The following is a 21322-nucleotide window of genomic DNA, read 5'->3' on the forward strand; positions in this document are numbered from 1 at the left end:
CGGGGGGATCCGTCGGTTCGGTCACGTCCACCAAGACTAGGCGACAGATGTCTCACACCCACCTTCACCACAGCGGGCCCTCCACCCCGGAGTCGGCCGACCGGCAGCGGCGGGCCATGCGGATCATGGTCGTGGTGCTGGTGCCGCTGGCGGTCTGGACGCTGGTGGGGCTGATCGTGATGTGGCCCACCGACGTGGCCGACCACATCCGCTCCGACGCCTCGACCTACTCCGTCGAGGGCGTGACCACCCCCGAGGGGCGGGTGGTCAGCGTCAACGAGATCAACTGCGACGGTCTCGAGGGGTCGAACCCGTCCTTCGAGAGCATCTGCGCCGACCTGTCGGTGGAGCTGCTGCAGGGGCCCGAGCGCGGGCAGACGGTCGGCGTCACCCTGACCGAGGCGGTCTACTCCTCCGGCGTCGAGCCGGGCCAGCGGGTCAAGCTGATCCGGGTGCCGATCCCCGACGCCCCGGCCGGCTACCAGTTCTCCGACTTCAGCCGGCAGGTGCCGCTGGTGGTGTTCGGGCTGCTGTTCGTGGGGGCCATCGTGGCCGTCGCCCGGCTGCGGGGTCTGGTGGCGATGATCGGGCTCGGCTTCGCCGGGTTCGTGATGATCCAGTTCATGTTCCCCGCCCTGGTCAGCGGGTCGAACCCGGTGATGGTCGGTCTGATCGGCAGCTCGGCCATCATGTTCGTGGTGCTGTACACCACGCACGGGTTCAGCGCGCGGACGTCGACGGCGCTGATCGGGACGCTGTTCGGGCTGGTGATCTCGGCGGCGCTCTCCTACGCGGCGGTGAAGTGGGCCCACCTGACCGGGGTGGCGGCCGAGGACGACTTCCTGCTCTCCACCTCCGCACCGGACCTGCAGCTGTCGTCGGTGGTGATCCTGGGCATCATCATCGCCAGCCTCGGCGCCCTCAACGACGTCACCATCACCCAGGCCTCGGCGGTGTGGGAGCTGGCCGAGAGCGAGAAGGACGTCGGCAAGATCTTCACCCGGGCGATGCGGATCGGCCGGGACCACATCGCCTCCACCGTCTACACCATCGCCTTCGCCACCGCCGGCGCGTCGCTGGGGGTGCTGCTGCTGATCACCATCTACGCCCGGCCGGCGATCGAGATCGTGCAGCAGGAGCAGTTCGCCGCCGAGGTGCTGCGGACCATGGTCGGCTCGATCGGTCTCGTCGCGGCGCTGCCGCTGACCACCGCGGTCGGGGCGGCGCTGGTCAGCCTGACCCGCCGCCAGGGCGAGCCGGAGCTGAACCCCGACGAGGACCGTCCCCGCAACGAGGGCGACGAGCTGCTCGACGTGCAGTGAGCCGTCCGGGCTGACCGCGCTCCGGGGGCCTCGTCGCCCGTGCGGGGGTGCCCGGCGGTGTCCCCCGGACCGTTGCCAGGGCCCGCGGTGAGGAGCACCATGCCGCCATGGCCACCGTGGAGCTGACCCCGCACAACTCCGTGCACCCCGAGACGCTGGAGCAGTGGCGCGCGTGGCTGGCCGAGCACCACGACCGTGGCGAGGGGGTCTGGGTGGTGCAGTGGAAGCGGCACACCGGCAGGCCGGCACCCGGCTACGACGAGATGGTCTGCGAGGCGCTGTGCTGGGGCTGGATCGACAGCACCGCCGGCACCGTGGACGCCGACCGCAACCGGATCTGGCTGGCGCCGCGGCGACCCGGCAGCGGGTGGTCCCGGCCGAACAAGGAGCGCCTGACCCGGGTGCTGGCGCAGGGACGGATGCAGCCCGCCGGCCAGCGCGTGCTGGACCGGGCCCACCAGGACGGGTCGTGGACCCTGCTGGACGACGTCGAGGACCTGGTGGTGCCCGAGGACCTGGCGGCCGCGCTGGCCGACCGGCCCGGCGCCCGGGACCACTGGGACTCCTTCAGCCCGTCCTCGCGCAAGATGGCGCTGACCTGGCTGGTCCAGGCGAGACGGCCCGCCACCCGGGCCAGGCGGGTCCAGCAGGTCGCCGCGGCGGCCGAGCGGGGTGAGAAGGCGCGTTGAGCCGGCCGTTGCCCCTGCCGGTCACGGGGTCGTCACCGACCCGTCACCGCGGCGACGGGCGCCCGCTCCCCCGACGGCGCAGGGTGGGGAGGTCCGCCCACCCCCAGGAGACACCCGTGCCCACCGCACTGATCCGCACCGCCACCGCCCTCGCCGCCCTGCTCACCGTCGTCGCCGCCACCCTGGTGCCGGCCGCCGCCGCTCCCGAGGCCCCGACGCCGCCCTACGAGGTCCGCGTGATGGCCTACAACATCCACCACGGCGCGGGGGTCGACGGCGTCCTCGACCTCGAGCGCACCGCCCGGGTGATCGAGGACTCCGGCGCCGACGTGGTCGGTCTGCAGGAGGTCGACCGGCACTTCGGCGCCCGCTCCGGGAACGTCGACCAGGCGCAGTGGCTGGCCCAGCGGCTGCGGATGCGGGTCACCTACGGCGCGAACCTCGACCTGGATCCCGCACCGGGCAGCACCCAGCGCCGCCAGTACGGCACGGCCGTGCTCAGCCGCTTCCCGATCGTCTCCGCCGAGAACCACCTGCTGACCAGCATCCCCTACCCCGAGCGCCCGACCGAGCAGCGCGGGCTGCTGCACGCCGAGCTGGACGTCCGCGGCACCCGGGTGGACTTCTGGACCACCCACCTGGACCACCAGCGCCAGGAGCAGCGGCTCTCCCAGGTCGCCGAGATCGAGCAGCTGCTCTCCGCCACCGCCGACCGCCCCGGCTTCCTGGTCGGCGACCTCAACGCCACCCCCGACAGCGCCGAGGTGCTCCGGCTGGGCGACGACCTCGACGACCCGTTCGCGGGAGCCGCACCCGAGGGGAACACCTACCCCGCCGAGGCCCCGCGGACCCGGATCGACTACGTGCTCACCCGCGGCGTCACCACCTCCGACCCGGAGGTCGTCAGCACCCTCGCCTCGGACCACCTGCCCGTGGTCGTCACCGCCGGGATCCCCCGCCCGCGCCGGCGCTGAGGCGCCGACCCCGCGCCGCTCGACGGCTCCGGGCCGTCCCGCACCATCCTGTCCGGAGGAGCACGACAGCCCGCCACGAGCCCCGGCTTGCTCGCACGAGCAGGGTCGTGCACGTCGCGACGCCTACCGCTGCTGCGGGGTGGCCCGGGCCAGGCGCCGGCCGCCACGGCTCGTGGGTCGCCACCGTCGCCCTGGTGTCCGGGTGCGGGCGCAGCGGTCCCCTGTGCGTCGCGCGCGGCGGCTCCCTGGGTGAGGTCCGCGGTCAGCTCGCCGCGGCGTCCCACCAGTCGAGGACGCGGGTGGCGTGGAAGGTGAGCCAGCGCGAGGGCTCGCCGACGGGGACGTCCTCCTCGAACCAGACGTCGCCGGGGTGGCGGCGCTGCTGCACCCAGGTGCCGTCGGGCTCGCGACCCGCGCGGACCGACTCGACCGCCTCGGCCAGCCGGAGGTCGGGGGCGACCCCGTCGTGCAGGGCGGCCGCGCGGAAGTGGTCGAGGGCGTGCAGGGCGCTGTAGAAGGAGCGGAAGGGGTAGGCGAGGTGGGTCACCCGCGGCGTGATCAGCTCACCGGTGGAGAGCCGTCGCAGCAGCCGGCGCTCCAGCAGGTGCTCCTGACCCCGTAGCCGGGCGGCCCGCAGCTCCTCCGAGCCGCCGGTGGCCACCTCGTGGACCAGCAGGCCCTCCAGCGAGTTCAGGGTGCTGGTGACCGAGCTGCGGGTGGAGCCCTCGACCCACTCGCAGTTCCAGCCGCCGTCGGGCAGCTGGTGGTCCAGGAACCACTGGGCGATGCCCGAGACGTCGGCTCCGAGCCAGACGCCGCTGGCCAGTGTCCAGGCGTTGATGCAGCAGTCGACCTCACCTCCCCAGAAGGGCAGGTCGTCGTACTCCCAGCGGCAGCTGACGGCCAGCTTCTCGACCGTGCCGGCGAGGACGTCGGCCTCCACACCCCACTCGCGCAGGCTCTTCAGCGACCACGTCGTCGCCGTCCACGGCTGCCCGGGATCCTCACCGGACTCCGGGGAGGAGAACTCGAAGCCGGCGGGGAAGAAGGCGCCCCCGGCCCACTGCCCGTCGGGGTCCTGCTTCGACAGCAGCTCCGCCCCGAACCCCTCCGTGGGCACCCGGGCCCTGGTCGCCTGCCACACCTCCGGCGGTGCCCCGGCCAGGTCGCGCTCCACCTGCCAGCGCAGCGCCGGGTCGGAGTCGAGCAGCCAGTCGAGCACCTGCGGGTCGGGCGTCATGGGGCCACGCTAGCCACGCCGCCGGGTCCCGAGGGGCGCATCGCCGGAGGTCCCGGCCGACCCGGAGGCACCCGGGTGCGTCACCGCACGGCGGTCGAGGTCAGTGCGTGCGTCGACCCGCGACGACGGTGGCCCGCACCTGCACCGACTGCAGCAGCGCGGCCGCCTCGGCGGTGGAGCCGGTCGGGGCCAGCGGGTCGCGGTCGACCAGCACCAGATCGCCCGGGCCCCCGACCTCCAGCCGCCGGACCCCACCGGTGGAGGCCGCCAGCGCCTGGGCGGGGGTGATGGCCTCCTCGGCGTGCCAGGGCTCACGGTCGTCGGCGGAGCGGTGGACGGCGGCGGCCATGGCCAGCCAGGGGTCCAGCGGGGCCACCGGGGCGTCGGAGCCCAGCGAGAGCTCCAGCCCGGCGGCCAGCATCGAGGCGAACATGAAGCAGCGGTCCGCACGGCCCGGCCAGTTGAGCTCGGTCACGTCGCGGTCGTCCCACAGGTGGAAGGGCTGGACGCTGGCCCGCACCCCGAGCGCGGCGAGCCGGTGCAGGTCCTCGTGACGGGCGAGCTGGAGGTGCTCGATGCTGCCGCGGACACCGGTCCGCTCGAAGGCGTCCGCCACCGCTCCCACCGCCGCGTCGCCGATGGCGTGCACCGCCGCCTCCAGCCCGGCGGCGTGGGCGCGTCCCAGCAGCTGCTGCAGCTCCTCGGCCGCGAAGTTCACCGTGCCGTGCAGGTGCTGCGCGCCCGGGTGGGGGTCGACCCCGACCGCGTAGGGCTCGCAGCACCAGGCCGTGCGGGTGTTGAGCGACCCGTCGGAGATGATCTTCAGCGGACCCATCCGCAGCAGCCCGTCGGGGTCCTGCTCCGGGGCCAGCGCCGACCCCGAGGACAGGCCCAGCGCGATGACCTCCTCCAGCCCGTCGGGGTAGACCCCCGCCCGGACCCGCACGCCGCTCACCCCGGCCAGCAGCCGCTGCGGCCAGAGCAGGTGGTTGGGGGCGAACTCGAAGTCGGTGAGCCCCACCACGCCCCGCGCCGACGCGGCCCGGACCGCCGCGGCCACCCCCGCCTCGTTCTGGGCGTCGGCCCCGGGCAGCCCCAGCAGCAGCGGCTGCGCCTCGAACCAGTCCCGCTCCTCCACCGGGCCCTCGCGCAGGGGCAGCCCGACCAGACGCAGCGCGGCCGAGCTCATCCAGCAGCCGTGCACGTCGCCGGTGATGAGGAGCACCGGGTGGTCGCCGGCGACGGAGTCCAGCTCGGACACCAGGGCGGGTTCGGTCCAGTGACCGGTGCGGTGCCCGAAACCGGTGACCACCGCGTCGGTCGGCGCCCCGCGCGCCTCCAGCTCGGCGACCCGCCGGCCCACCAGGTCCAGCACCTGCCTGGGGGTGGTGGTACCCGCGGTGTCCAGGCGGCCGAAGGTCAGCCCCCACTGGCCGAGGTGCACGTGCTGGTCCCACAGACCGGGGAGCACCCAGCCGCCGTCGGCGTCGAGGACCTCGGCGCCACGGGTCGTCAGGCGTTCGCCGACCTCGGCCACCAGGCCCCGCTCGAGCCGGACGTCGAACCGGCCCCCGGCGGGTCCACCGACCCGTCGGACGCCCCTGAGCAGCAGCGGCGGCGCCGCGTCGGACTGGTCGTGCACGGGGGCAGTCTGCCACCGTCCGGACGTCCTCCTCGGCGGGGGAATAAGTGTCTGACACCCGTGCTTGACTGTTCTAGCCTCGCACTCGCCCGCGACCGACGCCCCTGGACGTCGGCCGCCCGCCCGGGGCCACACTCGTCGATGAGTTCTCCTGCTCGCTCTGGTCAGCACCGCCATGACCGCCTCGAAAGGCTCGCCCGTGACCGACTCCCCACCCTCCAGCGCACCGGCCACGCAGGACACCCGAGGGATCATCCCGATCCTGCTGCTGTCGGCGTTCGTCCTGATCCTCAACGAGACCACGATGTCGGTGGCCGTCCCCCGTCTGATGGAGGCCTTCTCGGTCGAGGCGACGACGGCGCAGTGGCTGACCACCGCCTTCCTGCTCACCATGGCCGTGGTCATCCCGCTCAGCGGTTTCATCCTGCAGCGGCTCACCACCCGCAGCGTCTTCTTCCTCTCCCTGGGGCTGTTCAGCACCGGCACCCTGCTGTGCGCGCTCGCCCCGGCCTTCAGCCTGCTGCTGCTCGGTCGGATCATCCAGGCCAGCGGCACCGCGGTGATGATGCCGCTGCTGATGACCACGGTGCTGACCCTGGTCCCGATCAACCGCCGCGGCGTCGTGATGGGCAACATCTCCATCGTGATCGCGGTGGCCCCGGCCCTCGGCCCGACCGCCTCCGGCCTGATCCAGGACGCGCTCGGCTGGCGGTGGGTCTTCGGCCTGGTGCTGCCGATCGCGCTCACCATGCTGGTGGCCGGTGCGTTGCGGCTGAAGAACTTCGGCGAGACCACCAAGGCCCCGGTCGACCTCCCCTCGGTGGTCCTCTCGGCCTTCGGCTTCGGCGGCCTGGTCTACGCGCTGACCCAGATCGGTGAGGGCTTCGGCGACGGCAACATCGGCAACCTGCTGGTGCCGCTCGCGGTGGGCGTCGTCGCGCTGGGTCTGTTCGTCCGGCGCCAGATCGCGCTGCAGAAGGAGGACCGTCCGCTGCTCGACCTGCGCACGTTCCGCAGCCGCACCTTCACCCTCGCCCTGGGCATCATGATGGTGGCCTTCGGGGCGCTGCTGGGCTCAGGCATCCTGCTCCCGATCTACCTGCAGGACCTCCGCGGTCTCACCCCCGCCCAGACCGGTCTCTTCGTGATGCCCGGCGGGATCATCATGGGCCTGATGGGGCCGCTGGTCGGCCGTCTGTACGACAAGGTCGGTCCGCGCGTCCTGGTGCTGCCCGGGGTGAGCGTGCTGGCGGTGCTGCTCTTCGCCTTCAGCCGCGCCGGCCTGGACACGCCGCTGGTGATGCTGGTGGTGCTCTACACCGGTCTGATGATGGCCATCGGGTTCACCTTCACCCCGACCATGACGGCCGGGCTCAACAGCCTGGCCCGCCAGCAGTACTCCCACGGCTCCGCGCTGGTGGGCACGCTGCAGCAGGTCGCCGGCGGTGCGGGCACCGCGCTGCTGGTCACGGTGATGGCGGTGCGGGGGGCCTCGCTGTCCGGTCGCGGCGTGGGGGCCGAAGAGGCCCAGATGGGCGGCATCGAGCTGGCCTTCATGGTCGCCTCCGTCCTGGCCCTGGTGGCGATCGCGCTGGCCACGATGCTGCCTGGTCGTCCGCCGACGGCCGACACGGTCGAGGTCTCGGCCGATGTCGAGCCGTCCGACGAGGAGCTGCTGGCCTCGGAGGGTGGCGTCAGCCAGGCACGCGCCTGACCTGACCTGTCGAGGGGCCCGGGACGCTGGTCGTCCCGGGCCCCTCGTGCGTCCGACGCCGGTCAGGAGGGTGACGGCACGGGTCCTGCGAACTACACGTGTGTGGTTCTCCCCAGCTGTGGACGACCCTGTGGACGACGATGTGGTTGGGTGGCGCGATGGACCGCACCTGGAGCGAGCAGCACCTCCCCGAGCTCGACGGCAGCACGGTGCTGGTCACCGGCGCCACCAGCGGCGTGGGTCTGGAGACGGCCCGGCAGCTGGTCGCCCGGAGGGCGCACGTGGTGCTGGCCGTCCGCGACGCCGAGCGCGGGCACCGGGTCGCCGAGGAGATCGGCGCCGACGCCAGGGGCAGCGCCGAGGTGCTCCGGGTGGACCTCGCCGACCTGGCCTCGGTCCGGGCCGCGGCGGGTGCCTGGGGCGGACGTCCGTTGGACGTCCTGGTCAACAACGCCGGGGTCGCCGCCACCACCCGTCGGGAGACCGCCGACGGCTTCGAGCTCGCGCTGGGCACCAACTTCCTCGGCCCCTTCGCGCTGACCAACCTGCTGCTGCCGCAGGTGCGCCGACGCGTCGTGGTGGTGGCCTCCGGCGCGCACCGCCACGGTCGGATCGACCTCGAGGACCCGCACTTCCGCCGTCGCCGGTTCTCCGTCGCCGCCGCCTACACCCAGTCGAAGCTGGCCGACATGCTCTGGGGCCTGGAGCTGGGCGAGCGGCTCCGCGCCGCCGGGTCGCCGGGCGAGGTGCTGCTGGCCCACCCCGGGTGGGCGCTGACGAACCTGCAGCGCGCCACCCGCAGCGACCGGGTCAACGCGGTCGTGACCGCGGTCTGCTCGCTGTTCGCCCAGTCCAGCGCGATGGGGGCGCTGCCCACCCTGGTCGCCGCCACCGCGGACCTGCCGCCGGGGAGCTACGTCGGCCCCGACGGGCCCGGCGAGATGCGTGGGCTGCCGACCCTGGTCGGCCGCGCCCCTCGGGCCCGGGACCACGAGACCGCCCGCCGGCTCTGGGAGCTCGCCGAGCGGGAGACCGGCACCTCCTTCCCGGTGCTCCACGACCGCACCTAGACGACCCACCGAGCCGGGTCGGGAGCCGGCACCGGAGCCGGAGCCGGAGCGAGGGTCACCGGCCGGACCCGCCACCGCCGTCCTCCGGCGCACCGCCGGTGCCGGTGACCGGCACGTCGGGCGGGGCGGGCTCGGGCGCGGCCCCGGTCACCCCGGCGCCCACCTGCTCCCGGGCCAGCGCGCCGGCGCGCACCAGGACGTCGAGCTGCGCCTCGTTGTACAGCTCCCCGAGCGTCTCGAGGAAGGTCTCCTGCGTCTCCTGCGGGCTCCTCGACAGGTGCTCGGCAGGCTCCAGCAACCACGGGAAGTCGGAGAGGTGCCGGGCGATGCTGAGGCCCAGGGCCTCGGCGATGCGCTGGCGGGTGGGCTCGTCGGCGTCGGGGGTGAGGGCATCCAGCTCGGCGCCCGCGCCGGCCGGCTCCGACGCCACCATCCGCTTGAGGTCCGACATCGCCGAGTCGTCGTAGAGCTGGGAGTAGACGAGCACGAGTGAGCGGTCGGAGTCGGACAGCCGGTCCGCGACGTCCTCGAAGCCGGCCGGTACGTCCGTGGTGGTGGACCCGTCGAGGATCGCCCGGATCTCCGCCCGGGCCCGCTGCAGGCGCTCGATGCTCGAGGCCAGGTCGGCGTCGATGGCGAGCAGCGCACGGGAGGAGTCGCTGCCCTGGGCGGTCCCGACCGTCTCGATCTGCGCCAGCGGGACCCCCAGGTCCCGGAGCCGACGGATCTGCAGCAGCCGCACGAGGTGCCGTGCCCGGTACTGCTTGTAGCCGTTGGACGTCCGCTCCGGTTCCTCGAGCAGGCCCGCGCGGTGGTAGTGCCGGACGGTGTTCACCGTCGTCCCGGCGAGCTCCGCCACCTCGCGCGTGCTCCACATCCCGACCGCTCCTCTCCCGGCGGACGCAGGGGTCCCGTCGGCGTCCGCCCATTGAAGACCGTGTTCCCGGCACAGGGTCAAACGAGGGCCTCCGCACCGCCCGGGCGGGCCCGGGCTTGACCCTGTGGTGAGAACACGGTCTGGAGTGGGGTCATCACGTCGGCGGGCGGCCGAGCCGCTCCCTCGACGCACGTCACCGAGGAGAGAGACATGAACAACCCCTACGACTGGCTGCAGGACCTGATGGAACGGGTCCCTGACCTGCTGCAGCCCCTGATCGTCGCCCTGGCCGCCGCCATCCCCTACGTCGAGGGCGAGGGAGCCGTGGCCCTGGGCATCATCGCCGGCATCCACCCGGTGGTCGCGGCCCTGGCCGCCATCACGGGGAACATCCTGTGCGTCGTGGGGGTCGTCCTCCTGGGCTCCCGTCTCCGCGGCGGCGTTCTCCGCCGCCGGGCACGAGCGGGGAGGCCGGAGGAGGCGTCGGTCGCGTCCTCCGCGGACGGGTCCGGCGCCGCCACCCTCGGAGCACCCGCCACGACCGACGGTCCGGACGCCGGGGCGAGCGGCACCGGTACCGGCGCGAGCGGTGCGGGTGCGGGGACGACCGCCGCCGTCGCGGTCGACCCCGGCACGGGCGGGGACGACGGGGGTGAGACCGCCGGGGCGAAGCCGACCCGCCGGTCCAGGGGACGGGCCCGGCTCCGACGCTGGATGGTGAAGTTCGGCGTCCCCGGGGCCAGCCTGCTGGCGCCCCTCGCCCTCCCCACCATGCTGACCGCGGCGTTCTTCGTCGCCTCGGGGGTCCGCAAGGAGTGGGTCATCCTCTGGCAGGTCGTGGCGATCGTCCTCTGGACGGGTGCCGTCGCAGCGGCCGCCACCGGGATCCTCGCGGTCCTCGGCTGGTGAGCAGGCCGCCCACCGCCTCCCCGCAGGGGGTAGGCGGGGCTCGGCGTCGGACCGTCAGCCCAGGCTGATCACGGTGATGCCGGCGGTCGTCGGCTCGCCGTCCAGGCCGACCAGGGCGTCCGGCGCCCCGGAGAGCTGGACCACCCGGCCGACCAGCTCGCCCGGGCGGAGCCGACCGGAGGCGACCAGCTCCAGCAGGGCCGGGTAGTCCACCGCGGGCATGCCGTGCGACCCGTGCAGGGACAGCTCCTGGGCCACCACCGGTCCCATCGGCACCGGTGGCGTCCCGTCCTCGCCGAGCAGCAGCCCGACCTGGACGTGACGGCCGCGGCGTCGCAGGCAGTGCACCGACGCGGCCACCGTGGCGGGGACCCCCACCGCGTCCACCGAGACGTGGGCCCCACCGCCGGTGAGCTCGTGCACCCGCTCGACCAGGTCCGGGCCCGGGGCCAGCACCGTCTCGGCCCCCAGCTCCGAGGCCCGCCGCCGCGGCCCCTCGGCGACGTCGACGGCCACCACCCGGGCACCCAGCGCGCGGGCGATCATCACCGCCGACAACCCGACCCCGCCGCAGCCGTGCACCACCAGCCACTCCCCCGCCGCCAGGCGGCCGTGCACGGTGAGCGCCCGGTGGGCGGTGGCCACCCGGCAGCCCAGGGCCGCCGCGGCCACCGCGTCGACGTCGTCCGGCAGCCGCACCAGGTTCGTCGCGGCCGCGGTGACGACCACCAGCTCGGCGAAGGACCCGTCGGTGGTGAAGCCCGGCTGCACCTGGTCCGGGCACACCTGCGCCTGGCCGTCGCGGCACCAGCCGCAGCGCCCGCAGCCCTGCACGAACGGGGCGGTCACCCGGTCCCCTACCTGCCAGCCCCGCACCCTGGACCCGACCGCGTGGACCGTGCCGGCGAACTCGTGACCGGGCACCATCGGCAGCGGCACGGGGTCGTGGCCGCGCCAGGCGTGCCAGTCCGAGCGGCAGACCCCCGTCGCCTCCACCCGCACCAGGACACCGTCGTCGGGGCAGGACGGCTCGGGCAGCTCGACCAGCTCGGGTCGGAGGCCGTAGCCGGGGTAGCGGACCGCACGCACCCGACCACCGTAGGGCCGTAGCGGCCGCCGCACACCAGGACCCGCGGCCCGGTCCCGTGCCGTACGCTCGGCGCAGCCGCGCCACCGGCGGCGCCGCACCACCTCCGGGACGAGACGTGAGCACGCTGCAGACGCTGGACCGCGGGATCCGCGCCCTCGAGGTCGTGGCCGCCTCCGACGGTCTCAGCATCCCCGAGCTCTCGGCCCGGCTGGGCGTGGCCCGGGCCATCGGGCACCGGCTGGCCACCACCCTGGAGACGCACGGTCTGGTGGTGCGCGACGCCGCCGGCCGGCTGCACCTGGGGGCCGGGCTGGCCGTCCTGGCCGGACGCTGGTGGCCCAGCGTGCTCACCCGCGCCCCCGCCGTGCTGCAGGACCTGGCCGAGCGGACCGCCGCCACCGGCTTCCTGGCCGTCGCCGAGGGGGAGGAGGCCGTGGTGGTGCTGGCCTGCGACCCGGGCACGTCGGTGCTGCGGGTCGGCTACCGGGTGGGCAGCCGCCATCCGCTCTCCCGCGGCGCCTCGGGCCTGGCCCTGCGGGCCGCCCGCCCGGAGCTCCCGGGCGACCCGGAAGCCGTCCGGGAGGCGCGTCGACGCGGGTGGGCGGCGACCCGCGGACAGCTGCAGGACGGAGCGGTCGGGGTGGCCGCCGCACTCCCCCGCAGCGGGAGCGCCTGGTCGCCGGAGGCCTGCGTCGGCGTGGTCTCGCTCGGTGACTTCGACGTCGACGCGGCTGCCCCGCAGGTGCTCACCGCGGCCGCCTCGCTCACCGGAGCGGACGGGGAACCGCCGGCAGCACCCGCCCCCTGACCTCACCCAGGGTCAGCCGTCCCCCACCTCCGGCGGGAGCCGAGCAGCGCAGCACCACCTCGTCACCGTCCTCCAGGAAGGTGCGCTCACCGTCGCCCACCCGCAGCGGGTCCCGGCCGCCCCAGCTCAGCTCCAGCAGCGAGCCCCGGGTGCCGGGCTCCGGGCCGGACACCGTGCCGGAGCCGAGCAGGTCACCGGTGCGCAGCGAAGCCCCGTTGACCGTGGTGTGGGCCAGCAGCTGCGCGGGCGACCAGTACATCGCGGCGTAGCAGGGGCGCGAGACCACCACCCCGTCGAGCTCGACCTCCAGGTTCAGGTCCAGCCCGGCGCGCGGACCCACCCGCAGGTACGGCAGCGGCTCCGGGTCCTGGCCCGGCAGGTCGCACCAGGCGGCGTCGAGGGCCTCCAGCGGGGTGACCCAGGCGCTCACCGAGGTCGCGAAGGACTTGCCGAGGAAGGGGCCCAGCGGCACGTACTCCCAGGCCTGGACGTCGCGGGCGGACCAGTCGTTGAGCACGACCACCCCGAAGACGTGCTCGGCGAGGTCGTCCACCGCCACCGGCTGGCCCTGCACCGAGCCGACCCCGACCACGAACCCCAGCTCGGCCTCCAGGTCCAGGCGCCGGGTGGGGCCGAAGGTGGGAGCCGGGTCGTCGGGCCCCTTGCGCTGGCCGTGCGGGCGGACGACGTCGGTGCCGGAGACCACGACCGTGCCGGCCCGGCCGTGGTATCCGACGGGCAGGTGCTTCCAGTTGGGCAGCAGCGGCTCCCCGTCGGGACGGAGGATCCGTCCCACGTTGGTGGCGTGGTGCTCGGAGGCGTAGAAGTCGACGTAGTCGGCCACCTCGAAGGGCAGCTGCAGGACCACGTCGTCGAGGTGGTGCAGGGCGGGCGAGACCTGCTCGGCCCGCGAGCGGTCGGTCAGGACGTCGGTCAGCCAGGCCCGCAGCCGCCGCCAGGCCGGTCGACCCAGCGCCATCAGCGGGTTGAGCGAGGCGGCCTCGCACGCGGCGGCCAGGTCGTCGTGCTCGCCACGCAGCAGCGCCGCCGGGGCCAGCACCCAGTCCCCGATCCGCACCCCGACCCGCGGTGCGTCGGTCCCCGCGGAGAACACCCCGTAGGGCAGGTGGTCGACGTCGAACCCCGACCCGGCGGCGCCGGACCCCCAGCTCTGGCGGGTGCTCATCCTCGACCTCCTCGCGCCGGTGCGGGCCGGTGCCCCGGCGTTGACACGTCCGCCAGCCTAACGAAGGATGCTGAGTGGACGAGACGTCCGCTCAGCGGACCGAGGAGAGGGCGACGTGGCCTACTACCGCCGGCTGGGAGAGGTACCTCCCACCCGCCACACCCAGCACCGCGGCGACGACGGGCGGCTGCTCCGGGAGGAGCTGATGGGTGAGGAGGGGTTCTCCTCGGACTCCTCGCTGCTCTACCACCGCGGCGTCCCCTCGGCGGTCGTGGCCGGTGACGTCTGGACGCTCCCCGACCAGGGCCGCACCCCCAACCACCCCCTCCTGCCCCGCCACCTCCGGCTGCACCAGCTGCTGCCCGACGGCACCGGGGCCGACGCGGTGACCGGGCGCCGTCTGGTGCTGGGCAACGCCGACGTCCGGATCGGCTACGTGCTCACCGGAACCGACCCCTCCCCGCTCTACCGCAACGCCATCGGCGACGAGTGCGTCTACGTCGAGACCGGCAGCGGCACGGTGGAGACCGTCTTCGGCGCCCTGTCCTACCAGGCCGGGGACTACGTGCTCGTGCCGCGCGCCACCACGCACCGATGGCTGCCGGCCGAGCCGTCGCGCCTCTACGCCATCGAGGGCAGCGGCCACATCGCACCGCCGAGGCGGTACCTGTCGCGCTACGGCCAGCTGCTCGAGCACGCCCCCTACTGCGAGCGCGACCTGCACGGGCCCGCCGAGCCGCTGCTGGCCGAGGGCGACGACGTCGACGTGCTGGTCAGGCACCGGACGTCGGCGGGGGTGGTCGGCACGGTGCTGACCTACGCCACGCACCCCTTCGACGTCGTCGGCTGGGACGGCTGCCTGTACCCCTACACCTTCAACGTCGAGGACTACATGCCGATCACCGGCAAGGTGCACCAGCCGCCGCCCGTGCACCAGGTCTTCGAGGGGCACAACTTCGTGGTCTGCAACTTCCTGCCGCGCAAGGTGGACTACCACCCGCTGAGCATCCCGGTGCCCTACTACCACTCCAACGTCGACTCCGACGAGGTGATGTTCTACGTCGGCGGGGACTACGAGGCCCGCAAGGGCTCCGGCATCGGGCTCGGCTCGGTGTCGCTGCACCCGGGCGGGTTCGCCCACGGCCCGCAGCCCTCGGCCATCGAGGCCTCGCTGGGTGCGGAGCGCTTCGACGAGTCCGCGGTGATGGTGGACACCTTCGCCCCGCTCGAGCTGGGCGAGGCCGCGCTGGCCTGCGAGGACCCCGGCTACCCCTGGAGCTGGGCCGCGGACGCCCGCTCCTGACCCGCGGGGCGCCCCTAGTGTGGGGCGGTGCCCGTCGCCCCTCCCCCGACCCCCGACCCAGGCACCCGCGCCGACCGTCGCGGGCTGGACCGAGAGATCTTCGCCCTGGCCGTGCCCGCCTTCGCCACGCTCGTGTCCGAGCCGCTGCTGATCATCGTGGACACCGCCGTGGTCGGCCACCTCGGGACGTCCTCCCTGGCCGGGCTCGGGGCGGCGGCCAGCGTCCTCGGCGTGGTCGTCTCGCTGTCGATCTTCCTGGCCTACGGCACCACCGCCACCGTCGCGCGGCGACTGGGGGCCGGTGACCTGCGCGGCGCCCTCTCCGGCGGTCTGGACGGGCTGAGCCTGGCCCTGCTGATCGGCGCCGTGGGGGCGGGAGGGCTGGTCCTGCTGGCCGGCCGACTGGTCGGGCTGTACTCCGACGACCCCACCGTGGTGGCCCAGGGCACCACCTACCTGAGGGTGGTGGCGCTCGCCCTCCCGTCGATCCTGGTGGTGCTGGCCGCGACCGGCGTGCTCCGCGGGCTGCAGGACACCCGGACCCCGCTCTACGTGGCGGTGGCCACCAACGTGGTCAACATGGGGCTCTCGATCGGGCTGGTGCACGGCGCCGGCCTGGGCATCGTGGGCGCGGCCACCGGGACGGTGCTGGCCCAGACCGCGGGGGCGCTGTACCTGGCCCGGACGGTGCTGCGGGGCGCCCACCGGCAGGGGGTGCGGTGGCGCTGGCACCCGGCGGGGGTGCTCGCGGCGGTGCGGACCGGGGTCTGGCTGGTGCTGCGCACGGCCGGCATGCAGGCGACGATCCTCACCACCACCGTGGTGGCCGCGAGCCTGGGGGTGCTCAGCCTGGCCTCGCACCAGGTGGTGAACAGCCTGTGGGTGCTGCTGGCCTTCGCCCTGGACGCGATCGCCATCGCCGCCCAGGCCATCGTCGGACGCTACCTGGGCGCCGGGCAGGTCGCCCTGGTCCGCAGCCTGATGGGCCGGATGGTGATGTGGGGGGTGCTGGCCGGGGTGCTCTTCGGGGCGGTGGTGTGGGCGTCGAGCCCGCTGTACGTGCCGCTGTTCTCCCCCGACCCGGAGGTGCAGCGGCTGGTCGGCGAGGTGCTGCTGGTGGTCGCGCTGATCACCCCGCTGAGCGGTGTGGTCTTCGTCCTCGACGGGGTCCTGATCGGGGCCGGGGACGCCCGCTACCTGGGGCTGGCCAGCCTGGTGACCACGGTGGTCTACGTCCCGCTGGCCCTGCTGGTCGGCTGGAGCGGGGCGGGCCTGGTGTGGCTCTGGGCGGCCTACAGCGTCTGGATGCTGGCCCGGGCGGTGACGCTGGTCCTCCGCTCCCGCGGCACCCGCTGGATGCGGGTCGGCGCCTGATCGGTCCTCAGCCGCCGCTCGGGCCGAGGACGCGCTCGATCCGCTCGAGCTGGTAGGCCGTCATCGCAGGGAGGGCCTCGGGGCGGAACCAGCCGACCTCCAGGGACTCGTCGTCGGCGACCCGCGCCTCCCCCGAGACGTGGCGGCAGCGGTAGAGCAGGTTGAGGAACTGGCAGACGTCGCCGTTGGCGTAGGTGACCGGCTCCTCGCTGTGCACCTCGACCAGCTCCTCCACCCGTGCGGTGACGCCGGTCTCCTCGGTGATCTCGCGGAGGATGCCCTCGGCCGGCTGCTCCCCCGGTTCGAGGATGCCGCTGGGGATGGTCCACCGGCCGTTGTCGCTGCGGCGCTCGAGCAGGACCCGCCCGTCGTCGTCGGTCACCACGGCGGACACCCCTGGGAGCCAGAGCCGGTGGTGGCCGACCATCGTGCGCAGCTCGGTGATGAAGTCCGGGATCGGCATGGGCCAACCCTTCCACACCTGTCAGTGGCCCGGTCTAGCGTCACCAGCATGACGATGACGTTGGCGATGATCACCCTGGACAGCGACGACCCGGCACCCCTGGCCCGCTGGTGGGCCGAGCGCCTGGGCGGATCGGTGGTGGAGGAGAACGACGGGTACTTCCTGATCGTGTCCCTCCCCGGCACCGACCACCTGATGGCTTTCCAGCAGGTGCCGGACCCGACCCCGGGCAAGAACAAGATGCACCTGGACCTGGTGGCCGGGGGCTCGCTCGAGGCGGAGGTGACCGAGCTGGTGGCTGTCGGCGCCACCGAGGTGGCTCGGCACGAGCTGGGCGGTTTCGCCTGGGTCACGCTGGCCGACCCGCAGGGCAACCAGTTCTGCGTCTCCGAACCGCACTCCCAGTCCTCCGGCACCGACGGGTGAGGCCCGGCGGCGCCGTTGCTCGCCGACGCAGCAGGGCCCGCCGGACGGGAGTCCGACGGGCCCTGCAGGGTCGTTGTCCGCCTCAGGAGGCGGGGACGACCTCCACCGGCAGGTGGGCGGTGACGCCCTCGTGGAGCTTGACGCCCACGGTGTGGCGACCGACCTGCTTGATCGGCTTGCCGACCTCGATGGTGCGCTTGTCGACCGAGGGGCCACCGGCCCGCTTGATCGCCCCGGCCAGGTCGGCGGCGGTGACCGCGCCGAACAGGCGGCCGGAGTCACCGGCGTTCACCGGCAGCGACACCGTCAGGCCCTCGAGCTGGTCGCGGACCTCCTGGGCGTGCTCGATGCCACGGATCTCACGGGCGTCGCGCGCCCGCTTGATGCCGTCGATCTGCTTCTCCGCGCCACGGGTCCAGCGGATGGCCTGGCCCTGCGGCAGCAGGAAGTTGCGGCCGTAGCCGTCACGGACCTCGACGACGTCGCCGGGGATGCCGAGGTTCGAGACCTCGGTGGTCAGGATGAGCTTCATGTCTGTCCCGTCCCTTCTCAGCGAGCCGTGGAGGCGTAGGGCAGCAGGGCCATCTCACGCGCGTTCTTAATCGCGATGGCGACCTTGCGCTGGTCCTGCACGGAGAGGCCGGTGACCCGACGGGCCCGGATCTTCCCGCGCTCGGAGATGAACTTCCGCAGCGTGGCGGTGTCCTTGTAGTCGACCTTGCCGAGGCGGACGGTCTTGACCGGGCCCGCGCCCTTCTTGGGGTTCTTCATCGGTGGCTTGCGCTGTGCGGCCATTGTGGTGCTCCTCTGTATCGAGCCCGGCGGGTGAGCCGGAATGTGCCTGCCGGTACTGACCGGCGTGAATGTGGTTCTGGGACCGGGCGCTGCCCGGCCTTACGAGCGTGGGATCAGAACGGAGGTTCGTCGGTCTGGGCCTGCGCCCAGGGGTCCGAACCGGCCGCGCCGCCGGAGCTGCCACCGCGGTTGCCGCCGCCGGACCAGGAGTCCTGGCCGCCGCCGCCGCCACCGGACCCCCCGGAGCCGCCGCCGTAGCCGCCACCCCCGCCGGAGCTGCCTCCGCCGGAGTAGCCGCCACCGCCACCGCCGCCGTTGCCGCCGCCACCGTTGTAGCCACCGCCACCGCCGCCAGCACCGCTGGAGGTGCGGGTGACCTTGGCCGTCGCGTAACGCAGCGCCGGGCCGATCTCGTCGACGTCGACCTCGAACACCGTGCGCCGCTCGCCCTCGCGGGTCTCGTAGCTGCGTGACTTGAGCCGGCCCTGGACGATGACCCGCATGCCCTTCTGGAGCGACTCGGCCACGTTCTCCGCGGCCTGCCGCCAGACGGCGCAGTTGAGGAACATCGCGTCCCCGTCCTTCCACTCGCCGCTCTGGCGGTCGAAGGTGCGGGGGGTCGAGGCCACGGTGAAGTTGGCCACGGCCGCCCCGGACGGGGTGAACCGCAGCTCGGGGTCGGCGGTCAGGTTGCCGACCAGGGTGATGACGGTGTCGCCTGCCATGGTGTCTCCGGGATCAGTTCAGGTGGTGGTGTCCGGTTCACTGTGCCACGCGTCACCGACGCCGGGGCGCCCGTGACGGGGATCAGTGGACAACTCGTCCTCGGCACGCCGAGGACGGGCTCAGCTCTTCTTCTGCTTCTCCGGGACGGGACGCATCACCTTGGTGCGCATGATGGCCTCGTTGATGGAGAACAGACGGTCCATCTCCTTGACCGCGTCGGGCTCAGAGGTGAGCCCGATGATGGCGTAGATGCCCTCGGTCTTCTTCTGGATCTCGTAGGCCAGGCGGCGCTTGCCCCAGACGTCCACGTTCTCGATGGTGCCACCGGCGTCGGTGATCACCTTGGTGTACTGCTCCAGGATGGGGTTCACCTGGCGCTCGTCGGTGTCGGGATCGATGATCACCATGACTTCGTACTTACGCATCGCGTACTCCACCTCCTCTGGTCTCGGCGGCCACGGGACGTCCCCGTGGCAGGAGGGCGATTGCAGACCTGGCCCGTTCGGTGGGCCAGGACGGTCGACAGGTCGACCAGCGTCGGACTCTACCGCCTGGCGCCACCGCAGCGGTAATCGTCACCGGTCCAGCAGGTGGCCGTGCGCCCGCTCCCACTCAGCCACCACGTGCGGCATCAGGTGACCCTCGACCAGGCCGTCCACGCTGCGACCCAGCGGGAGCGGACGTCCCGGCGCGTCCGGCAGCAGGGGCGCCGTGGGCGGGCGCTCCTGCAGGACGGTCACCACGTCGCCCTCGGTCCGGTAGGCCCGGACGAGACCCCGGCGCGCGGAGTCCAGCAGCTGCGACGCGGTCGTCCCGCAGCGGGCGGCGACGTAGCCGGTGGTGGCGGTGCTCACCCCGGCGGCGTTGAAGGTGACGGCGGTGTCTCCCGACGCCATCGCGGCGACCGCGGCGAGGCGCCCGCCCAGGGAGTGCCCGCTCCAGATCAGGACGTCGCGCAGGGGCGTGCCGTGGAGGGCGTCGACCAGGGCCAGCACGTCGGCCACCTGCGGGGACAGCACCAGCCCGCCGGTCAGGTCCTCGACCAGGAAGTCCGCCACCAGGTCGCCGGAGAAGTCGGTGCCGGCGAAGGACAGCACCCAGGCCGGCCCGGTGAAGAGGGCGGCGCTGAAGCCCGAGCGCTCGTCGGACAGGAGGGCCGGGTCCAGACCCACCTCCTGCGGCTCGACGCGGCGCCAGCCGGCCGGCAGGTCCGGCCCGGGCCCGCCGCTGGCGGCCGCGCTCCAGTGCTGCTGGACCAGCGCGACGGCGTGGTCCAGCGCGACCGGGTCGGGGCCGGCCACGGCGGCGGTCGGGCTGCCGGGAGCGGTGGCGCCCGGTGGTCCGGGGTCGGTCTCGCCGCGGAGCAGCGCGGCGGCGCGGGACAGGGCCGGACCGGCGGCGTCGAGACGGCCCAGCTCGGCGGTCCCCGACACCACCAGCCCCTCGAGGAGGTCGGCGACCGCCTCCAGCCGCTCGGCCAGCGCGTCGGCGACCGGGAGCGGGAGGAGCGTCGCAGGCGCTGACGACGCAGTCAGCGTGGCGGGTGCGGAGCACGCGTCCGGTGCAGGCGGCCACCCCGGCGCGACTGCCGGTGCGGGCGGGACCGTCGGTGCGGGCGGGACCGTCGTTGCGGGCGGGTCCGTGGGGGTGACGGTCGGGGCGGGCGGGTCCGCGGGGGCGACCGTCGGCGCGGGCGGGTCCGCGTGGGCGACCGTCGGGGCGGGCGGGTCCGCGGTGGCCGCCGTCGGGGCCGGTGGGTCCGCGGTGGCCGCCGTCGTCGGCCTGACCGAGCTGGTACTCGTCGACCGGGCCGCCGCCGGCCCGTCCGCTGCGACCAGCCAGCCGAGGACGCGGGCCCTGGTGGCCTCCACCTCGGCGGCCACCCGGACGCAGGTCGCACCGACCTCGCGGCAGAGGGCGGCGTGGGCGCGCAGGACCTCGGCCAGCGCGGCCCGCTCGTCCGGGGACGACCCGTCGGAGGAGTCCGCGAGCCGGTCCGCCCGCTCCTCGAGCGCGGTCGCCACCTCCTCCCAGGAGCGCTGCGCGGCGCGCACCAGCTCGGGCCGGCCGGACAGACCGGCCCAGACCTGGCGCAGCACCCCGGCGAGGTCCTCCGGCCAGGCGGTCCAGGCCGCGACGGGGAGGTCGGCGAACCGGGCCGTGGGCACGCCGAGCCCGTCCGCGAGGGCCAGGTCGGAGACGTCCCGGGTCTCGTCCGAGCCGGACCCGTCCACCGGCTCGACCGGGGAGGGCGAGGCGTCGGGACGTCCGGCACCACCTCCCTGCGGCACCCGCCCCGACCGCTCGAGGAGGACCTCGGCGGCCGAGCGGAGGGCGGCCCCGTCCGGCGTCGCCGACCCCTCCGCGACGTCGACCTCCGCCGCGACCAGCGCGCGGTGCCCGCCGCCGACGGAGGCCAGCGCCACCGCGGCGGCGTCGGTGAGCAGCAGACCCACCGCGGACGGGTCCAGCGGCGGCGGCTCCACCCCGGCGACGCCGACCGCCAGCACCGCCGTCGGCAGGTGGAGCCCGGGCGGGGAGGGGACGGGGAGCGGGGCCGGGAGCGCCCTGCGGGGCCCGTCCGTCCCCCGCAGCCGGGCGGCCTCGGAGCGGAGCACCGCGACCGTGCCGAGCGGCGGCACCACGCTTCGCACGCTGAGCACCACGACCTCCTCCGCACCGCACCGTCGCGCCGCACCCTAACGGCCCGCGCC

Annotated in this window: 21 protein-coding genes; 10 read left to right on the forward strand and 11 right to left on the reverse strand. The window is 74.3% G+C overall.

The genetic code is table 11. The features are described from left to right. Nucleotides 1-47 precede the first annotated feature (47 nt). The 3 genes from BLT52_RS02040 to BLT52_RS02050 all read left to right on the forward strand — a co-directional run bounded on the left by BLT52_RS02040 (nucleotide 48) and on the right by BLT52_RS02050 (nucleotide 2985). A complete protein-coding gene (locus BLT52_RS02040; RefSeq protein WP_090590152.1) occupies nucleotides 48-1322 on the forward strand; it encodes a YibE/F family protein in 1275 nt (424 codons plus the stop codon). Nucleotides 1323-1429: 107 nt separating this feature from the next. Beyond that, nucleotides 1430-2011 carry a YdeI/OmpD-associated family protein gene (locus tag BLT52_RS02045; RefSeq protein ID WP_090590154.1) on the forward strand — a complete coding sequence of 194 codons (582 nt, stop codon included), beginning with the start codon at nucleotides 1430-1432 and terminating at the stop codon, nucleotides 2009-2011. Nucleotides 2012-2127: 116 nt separating this feature from the next. Then, nucleotides 2128-2985: an endonuclease/exonuclease/phosphatase family protein gene (locus BLT52_RS02050; protein ID WP_231946453.1), complete on the forward strand. Its 858-nt coding sequence runs from the start codon at nucleotides 2128-2130 to the stop codon at nucleotides 2983-2985. A 262-nt stretch (nucleotides 2986-3247) separates the two neighbouring features. On the opposite strand, the gene BLT52_RS02055 is transcribed toward BLT52_RS02050, so the two are convergent. Together BLT52_RS02055 and BLT52_RS02060 are read right to left on the reverse strand one after the other, a co-directional pair. Further along, nucleotides 3248-4225, reverse strand: coding sequence for a squalene cyclase (locus BLT52_RS02055; RefSeq protein ID WP_090590156.1), 978 nt, complete (start codon nucleotides 4223-4225; stop codon nucleotides 3248-3250). 100 nt (nucleotides 4226-4325) lie between these two features. After that, nucleotides 4326-5867: an amidohydrolase gene (locus tag BLT52_RS02060; RefSeq protein WP_197679156.1), complete on the reverse strand. Its 1542-nt coding sequence runs from the start codon at nucleotides 5865-5867 to the stop codon at nucleotides 4326-4328. Nucleotides 5868-6066: 199 nt separating this feature from the next. On the opposite strand from BLT52_RS02060, the gene BLT52_RS02065 reads away from it, so the two are divergent. Together BLT52_RS02065 and BLT52_RS02070 are read left to right on the forward strand one after the other, a co-directional pair. Beyond that, on the forward strand, nucleotides 6067-7581 hold the full coding sequence (locus tag BLT52_RS02065) for an MDR family MFS transporter (protein WP_231946454.1): 1515 nt from the start codon (nucleotides 6067-6069) through the stop codon (nucleotides 7579-7581). A 158-nt stretch (nucleotides 7582-7739) separates the two neighbouring features. Continuing rightward, complete coding sequence (locus BLT52_RS02070; RefSeq protein ID WP_090590158.1) at nucleotides 7740-8651, forward strand: oxidoreductase; 912 nt, start codon at nucleotides 7740-7742, stop codon at nucleotides 8649-8651. A 55-nt stretch (nucleotides 8652-8706) separates the two neighbouring features. Here BLT52_RS02070 and BLT52_RS02075 read toward each other — a convergent pair whose 3' ends face one another. Then, the gene (locus BLT52_RS02075; protein WP_090590159.1) at nucleotides 8707-9528 is read right to left on the reverse strand and encodes a helix-turn-helix domain-containing protein; all 822 of its coding nucleotides are present in this window, start codon (nucleotides 9526-9528) and stop codon (nucleotides 8707-8709) included. A gap of 210 nt (nucleotides 9529-9738) precedes the next feature. Between BLT52_RS02075 and BLT52_RS02080 the strand changes: the two genes are divergently transcribed. Continuing rightward, nucleotides 9739-10437 (forward strand): hypothetical protein, encoded by a 699-nt coding sequence (locus BLT52_RS02080; protein WP_090590162.1) that lies wholly within the window; start codon nucleotides 9739-9741, stop codon nucleotides 10435-10437. Nucleotides 10438-10491: 54 nt separating this feature from the next. Here the strand turns inward: BLT52_RS02080 and BLT52_RS02085 are convergent, their stop codons facing one another. Beyond that, entirely contained in the window at nucleotides 10492-11526 is a 1035-nt protein-coding gene (locus tag BLT52_RS02085; RefSeq protein ID WP_090590164.1) for a zinc-dependent alcohol dehydrogenase family protein, read from the reverse strand. Between the two features lie 116 nt (nucleotides 11527-11642). Here BLT52_RS02085 and BLT52_RS02090 point away from each other — a divergent pair, with 116 nt between their 5' ends. Beyond that, nucleotides 11643-12335 (forward strand): IclR family transcriptional regulator, encoded by a 693-nt coding sequence (locus BLT52_RS02090; protein ID WP_090590167.1) that lies wholly within the window; start codon nucleotides 11643-11645, stop codon nucleotides 12333-12335. Here the strand turns inward: BLT52_RS02090 and fahA are convergent. Then, nucleotides 12292-13521, reverse strand: a complete 1230-nt coding sequence (gene fahA, locus BLT52_RS02095; RefSeq protein ID WP_090590169.1) for a fumarylacetoacetase — start codon at nucleotides 13519-13521, stop codon at nucleotides 12292-12294. The genes BLT52_RS02090 and fahA overlap by 44 nt on opposite strands. Before the next feature lie 115 nt (nucleotides 13522-13636). Here fahA and BLT52_RS02100 point away from each other — a divergent pair, with 115 nt between their 5' ends. Further along, nucleotides 13637-14824 carry a homogentisate 1,2-dioxygenase gene (locus BLT52_RS02100; RefSeq protein ID WP_090590171.1) on the forward strand — a complete coding sequence of 396 codons (1188 nt, stop codon included), beginning with the start codon at nucleotides 13637-13639 and terminating at the stop codon, nucleotides 14822-14824. 27 nt (nucleotides 14825-14851) lie between these two features. Beyond that, nucleotides 14852-16198, forward strand: coding sequence for an MATE family efflux transporter (locus tag BLT52_RS02105; protein WP_090590173.1), 1347 nt, complete (start codon nucleotides 14852-14854; stop codon nucleotides 16196-16198). A 7-nt stretch (nucleotides 16199-16205) separates the two neighbouring features. Here the strand turns inward: BLT52_RS02105 and BLT52_RS02110 are convergent, their stop codons facing one another. Further along, nucleotides 16206-16661 carry an NUDIX hydrolase gene (locus BLT52_RS02110; RefSeq protein ID WP_090590176.1) on the reverse strand — a complete coding sequence of 152 codons (456 nt, stop codon included), beginning with the start codon at nucleotides 16659-16661 and terminating at the stop codon, nucleotides 16206-16208. A 48-nt stretch (nucleotides 16662-16709) separates the two neighbouring features. Here BLT52_RS02110 and BLT52_RS02115 point away from each other — a divergent pair, with 48 nt between their 5' ends. Continuing rightward, complete coding sequence (locus BLT52_RS02115) at nucleotides 16710-17087, forward strand: VOC family protein (protein ID WP_090590177.1); 378 nt, start codon at nucleotides 16710-16712, stop codon at nucleotides 17085-17087. Between the two features lie 82 nt (nucleotides 17088-17169). On the opposite strand, the gene rplI is transcribed toward BLT52_RS02115, so the two are convergent. The 5 genes from rplI to BLT52_RS02140 form a co-directional block, all read right to left on the reverse strand. Beyond that, nucleotides 17170-17619, reverse strand: coding sequence for a 50S ribosomal protein L9 (gene rplI, locus BLT52_RS02120; protein WP_090590180.1), 450 nt, complete (start codon nucleotides 17617-17619; stop codon nucleotides 17170-17172). A 17-nt stretch (nucleotides 17620-17636) separates the two neighbouring features. After that, entirely contained in the window at nucleotides 17637-17858 is a 222-nt protein-coding gene (gene rpsR, locus BLT52_RS02125) for a 30S ribosomal protein S18 (RefSeq protein ID WP_269457601.1), read from the reverse strand. A 137-nt stretch (nucleotides 17859-17995) separates the two neighbouring features. Continuing rightward, a complete protein-coding gene (locus BLT52_RS02130; protein ID WP_090590183.1) occupies nucleotides 17996-18607 on the reverse strand; it encodes a single-stranded DNA-binding protein in 612 nt (203 codons plus the stop codon). A gap of 120 nt (nucleotides 18608-18727) precedes the next feature. Continuing rightward, nucleotides 18728-19033 carry a 30S ribosomal protein S6 gene (gene rpsF, locus BLT52_RS02135; protein ID WP_090596197.1) on the reverse strand — a complete coding sequence of 102 codons (306 nt, stop codon included), beginning with the start codon at nucleotides 19031-19033 and terminating at the stop codon, nucleotides 18728-18730. A gap of 150 nt (nucleotides 19034-19183) precedes the next feature. Next, on the reverse strand, nucleotides 19184-21271 hold the full coding sequence (locus BLT52_RS02140) for a hypothetical protein (RefSeq protein WP_157676924.1): 2088 nt from the start codon (nucleotides 21269-21271) through the stop codon (nucleotides 19184-19186). Between the last annotated feature and the right edge of the window lie 51 nt (nucleotides 21272-21322).

Source organism: Auraticoccus monumenti, assembly GCF_900101785.1.
GTDB classification, from domain to species: domain Bacteria; phylum Actinomycetota; class Actinomycetes; order Propionibacteriales; family Propionibacteriaceae; genus Auraticoccus; species Auraticoccus monumenti.